Annotated in this window: 5 protein-coding genes; all 5 read right to left on the minus strand. The window is 50.4% G+C overall.

The window, feature by feature from the left end:
• Positions 1–1108: hypothetical protein (locus HZA49_06975; GenBank protein ID MBI5779183.1), on the minus strand; the 1108-nt coding region annotated here is incomplete at its 3' end.
• A 76-nt stretch (positions 1109–1184) separates the two neighbouring features.
• Complete coding sequence (locus HZA49_06980) at positions 1185–1394, minus strand: hypothetical protein (GenBank protein MBI5779184.1); 210 nt, start codon at positions 1392–1394, stop codon at positions 1185–1187.
• A gap of 894 nt (positions 1395–2288) precedes the next feature.
• Positions 2289–2735 carry a hypothetical protein gene (locus HZA49_06985; protein ID MBI5779185.1) on the minus strand — a complete coding sequence of 149 codons (447 nt, stop codon included), beginning with the start codon at positions 2733–2735 and terminating at the stop codon, positions 2289–2291.
• A gap of 597 nt (positions 2736–3332) precedes the next feature.
• A complete protein-coding gene (locus HZA49_06990; protein MBI5779186.1) occupies positions 3333–4019 on the minus strand; it encodes a GIY-YIG nuclease family protein in 687 nt (228 codons plus the stop codon).
• 79 nt (positions 4020–4098) lie between these two features.
• The coding region (locus HZA49_06995) for a flavodoxin-dependent (E)-4-hydroxy-3-methylbut-2-enyl-diphosphate synthase (GenBank protein MBI5779187.1) at positions 4099–4718 on the minus strand (620 nt) is incomplete at its 5' end.

Raw genomic sequence — 4718 nt, forward strand, 5'->3', positions numbered from 1 at the left:
AATGGGGCTCCGGGAGATTGATGATGATGACGTCGAACCGTTTGGGCGTCGTTTTGACAAATAACCGGCCGTCGGTATAGGTGACATTGACCCGCTTGTCTTTGAGAACCGATAAATATCCCGGAGGAAGGAACCTCTGCGAAAGCTGGATGACCATGGGATCAAGCTCTACATAATCGACGGAACGGACAGGGTGCTTCAGGATTTCCCTTAGACTCCCCCCCAACGCATTGCCGATAAGAAGGGCGCGTCGGGGATCGGGATGTTCCAGAAGCGCGTAATGCACGTTCTCTTCACTGGTTAGTTCGTCCTTTGTCGAATAAGAAAGCAACCCATTCTCAAACAAACTGTATTCATTCTCCGTCCGGGTCAGGGTCAGATTCCCGTACATTGAGTCGACGCTCGCGATAACCCTCAACCCCTGCCATTGTTGCCGGCGGCTTAATTGGTCCAGTCTGTCAATACCCCCCAAGGAAAGGAGAAATAAAACAAGAGTGATGCCCAACATCCATTTCCCCAAAACGGCAGGCCCCTTTTTGAATGTCACGACGGCTGCCGCGGCGTTCATCAAACCAACAAACCAGCTGATCTGCAAGGACGTAAATACATGAAGGAGAATTAACCCGAAGATAACGCCGCCGAAACCCGCCCCGGCGGACTCCCAGAGGTAAATGTTGCCTATGCCTTCGCAGGAAGATGTCTTGTCTTCATCGGGCAAGCGGCAAAGAAATGTAAAAAGCATGCCCAGGACAACAGCCAGCGGCATCACCAGGATAAAGCTTCCCCAAAAGATATGGATAACGCTTGCCATCTCACCGATCTTAAGCCCCGCGAAATTTTTCATGACCCTGACGGCAATCACGGAAAGAGGAAGGATAACGGGAACCAGAAAGAAACATGAAGCGATGCTCCGTCGTGCGGTCCTGATCGGAGGGATCAAAAGTGAGGCGGCAAAACTGCCGAAGGCAATCCAGAATAGCCATGCCCCCAAAACAAAGGCATAAGTGGTTTCATTGCCGTAAAAGACAACGACAAACTCGCGCAAAAGCAGGGTCTGGCTGATGATGGAAGTAACGCCGAGGATAAATGGAAGGGCGATGAGATTCATTTATTGAATTTTAATCGAATTTCGTGCTAAAAGCAAGAAGCGGTAACCTTGAGGGCTACCGCTTCTTCGCTCTACGTCAAAACCGATTACCGGCGAGGACCACCACCGCCACCCCTCGGACCGCCACCTCCGCCTCCACGAGGACCAGCACCCCCGCCAGGACCGCCGGGTCCACCCCCACGCGGTCCACCACCTCCGCCAGGTCCCCCACCGCCGGGACCGCCACCTTGCCGCATACCAGGACCGCCACCTGCTCCGCCTTGCGGCCCAGGAGGATTACCACCACCCTGTCTCATCCCCGGTCCACCGCCAGCCCCAGGTCCACCCATTGAGCCGGGAGGATTATTACGCATCCCTTGTCCAGGGCCACCCATGGCTCCCGGAGGGTTATTACGCATCCCTTGTCCCGGACCACCTTGACCTCCGCCGGGGCCGCCCATCGGGCCGGGTGGATTCATATTCGTCCCAGGTCCACCCATCGGTCCCGGAGGGTTCATATTCGCTCCAGGTCCGCCCATCGGTCCAGGTGGATTCATGTTCGTCCCCGGTCCGCCCATAGGTCCCGGAGGATTCATATTCGTCCCGGGGCCGCCCATCGGGCCGGGTGGATTCATGTTCGTCCCCAGTCCGCCCATTGGTCCAGGTGGGTTCATGTTCATCCCAGGTCCCCCCATTGGTCCCGGAGGATTCATGTTTGTTCCCGGTCCACCCATCGGTCCGGGCGGATTAAGTTTTTGTTCTGCTCCCAAAACACCTGTTGGTCCTGTTATATCTTCGCTTTGTTCAGATCCAATATCACCCGTCTGCTCTGGCGGATTTCCAGTCTCAAAACCTGGCCCTGCGCCAGGTCCTCCCATCAGTCCTGGCGGGTTTATCCCTCTGCTGCCAGGCCCAATGGCACCGATCGGCCCAGGTGGGTTACCACGGCCTGGACCTCCTTGCGGTCCGGGTGGATTGCCACGACCAGGCCCACCTTGCGGCCCCGGCGGATTTCCCTGACTGACCTGCGCTCCGCCTCCCTGACCCTGTCCTGGCCCTCCCTGCGGCCCCGCCGTTAGGCCCCCGGAGGGGGGAGGATTCGGCTGGGCAAATGCCAACCCCGCCGCGCCGATCACACTGACTGCCGTTAATACAATCTTTCGCACGAACATATTTGCTCCTTTCATTTTTCCTCATTCCCTCATTTGAAGGACGAGGCGGTCTTTTGTGCTGCGATAAATATACCTAGCTTCTCCGTATCTACAAAACAAGCATTAGAATTTTGAGGACATCCTAGCTCTAATGATGTTCCTTCACGGGAAAAAAGAAATTTATCCCCTAATTTTATAATACTATCTTGTGGAACCAAAGCCGAAACATTCCCGAAGGTAACGCCTGTCATCGCAGGGCCATTTCCCGTCATATAAACCAACTCATAATCATTCATTTTCTTCAACTCCTCTTGACTTACTGCTGTCTTGTTAGAGGCGACAGCTAAAGCTATTACAAAAATAATGACCACAGCTACTGCAACAAGCCCCAAAGGGAATCCTGCTTTCTTAGCTGGCTCTTTATCTTGTATCACACAAGCTTTATCCTCCACACCATCTTTAACGATAGTTTCCCGTCCAGAGTATTCTTTTGCCATTTTAATTAACTTTTTCCGATTAATTAAATAGGGTTATGCCCTTGACTACCACTTCCAGCATACGATGGGCACGAAATCCTGTTGCACTGTTCATCAAAGGCATAACCCTATAATTAAATACACAGGGAATGCAATAATCCAAAGTCCTAAAGTTGCCCAAAACCATCCGGCTGGAGACATATTAGTTACACTCTTAAGTCCTTTAACTTTTCGTATCCCATTCCGTTTCACATCCCAATAAACAAAAATTGCACTCAATATAACTATAATCCCTATCATAATTCCTCGCTATTGGCTCTTTCGCAAGAAAAAACCGTTTATATTTACAGCTCCGTCGGTGTAGAGTAAATTTTAGCAATGAAACCTTGACACCCTACCTCTAACCCGAGAGAAGCATTGTATACCTAAAATTGTTTAAAGGCATGTTAACTGCCTGCCCTGTCAATCGGATACTTATGCCCGGGGATTTTCTCCCAAGCATAAACGGCGCAGGCGTTATTGTTGGAAAAATCCTTCTTGCCGTAAACAATTTGTCCCGAAACTTTCTGCCCCACGAACGAATAAGAAATTTTCGAAAGTCACTTGTCCCAAATATGGTTACTTTAACCGTAATTCATCCAAGCTAATTACGTCGCCATTTCTGTCTTTTAAATACCAAAACCGCCAGCCATTGCAACCGTGTTTAACAATGCTTTTCCCGGCCGCTGAGGGAGAAGAATATATCTTCCGCTTAAGCATGATCTTTCCTTTTGGGGTAAGCATTGCTTTGAATTCCGTGCCTTTGTATGTTTGAAAAAGCTGAGTATTTTTTTTTACCAAACCTACCAATGAAGAAAATTTACTCTCGCTTCTTTCCTTATTGGCTTTGACCTTTAAGTCAAACATTTCGGCAAACTCTTGTTTTTGCTTCTCTTTGACCAGACCCTTGAGTTTCTTTATCAAAATCCCATCCGAACGACCTTTAGGTCTAGTGCGATTCCCTTTGGGGCTGGCAATGCGGATCAACAAAGCTTCCATCTCGTTGACATGTCTTTCATCTCTCAAGAGATAAAGGCTAAAGTTGGTCCAACTGGCCTTGTGGCGATCTTTCAAATGATGATTCACGCGTTCTCTTAAATCTGTTGACTTCCCAACATAATACAAACCCATATCATCATAGAGCGCATAAACACCCGGCGATGTCCCGATTAAATCAGTAATCTGGGAAGAATAATTCTTGAAAACATTTTTAGAAATGTTCTCTAAGCTATGCGAAATCAATGGTCTTTTTCTAAATTTCTTCATTAATACCTATTCCCTGAATTAGGAATGAAAATATTATATTCCCCTGATACTGCGATGTATATAATTTTCTAGAAAGAAATTACGCGAATTTTTGGCGCAAGTAATCTTCCAGAATGGCGACAAATTCTTCTTTAATATGATCGCCTTTGAGGGTGGTCAATTGCTTGCCGTCGGCGTACACGGGCGCGACGGGTTTTTCCGAGGCGCCGGGAAGACTGATGCCGATATCCGCGTGGCGGCTTTCACCGGGGCCGTTGACCACACAACCCATGACGGCAATTTTCATCCGCTCGACACCCGGATATCTGGTTTTCCATACGGGCATGTTCTCTTGAATATGGATATTGATGTCGCGGGCCAGATGCTGGAAATAATCGCTGGTGGTACGCCCGCAGCCCGGGCAGCTGGTCACGCTCGGCGCGAAATAGCGCAGGCTCATCGACTGCAGGATAGCTTTGCAGACCTCCACCTCGCGGGCGCGGGAGACGTTCGGCTGCGGGGTAAGCGAGACCCGGATCGTGTCGCCGATCCCTTGCTGCAGCAAGATGGCCAGGGCCGCCGCGCTCGAGGCAATGCCCTGCACGTCGGCACCCGCTTCAGTCAAGCCCAGATGAAGGGCGTAATCGCATTCTTTGGCAAGCCGCGAATAAACCGCCACCATGTCCTGCAGGACCGACATCTTGACGCTGATGACGATCT

The organism is Planctomycetota bacterium (genome assembly GCA_016235865.1).
Classification (GTDB): Bacteria; Planctomycetota; MHYJ01; order JACQXL01; family JACQXL01; genus JACRIK01.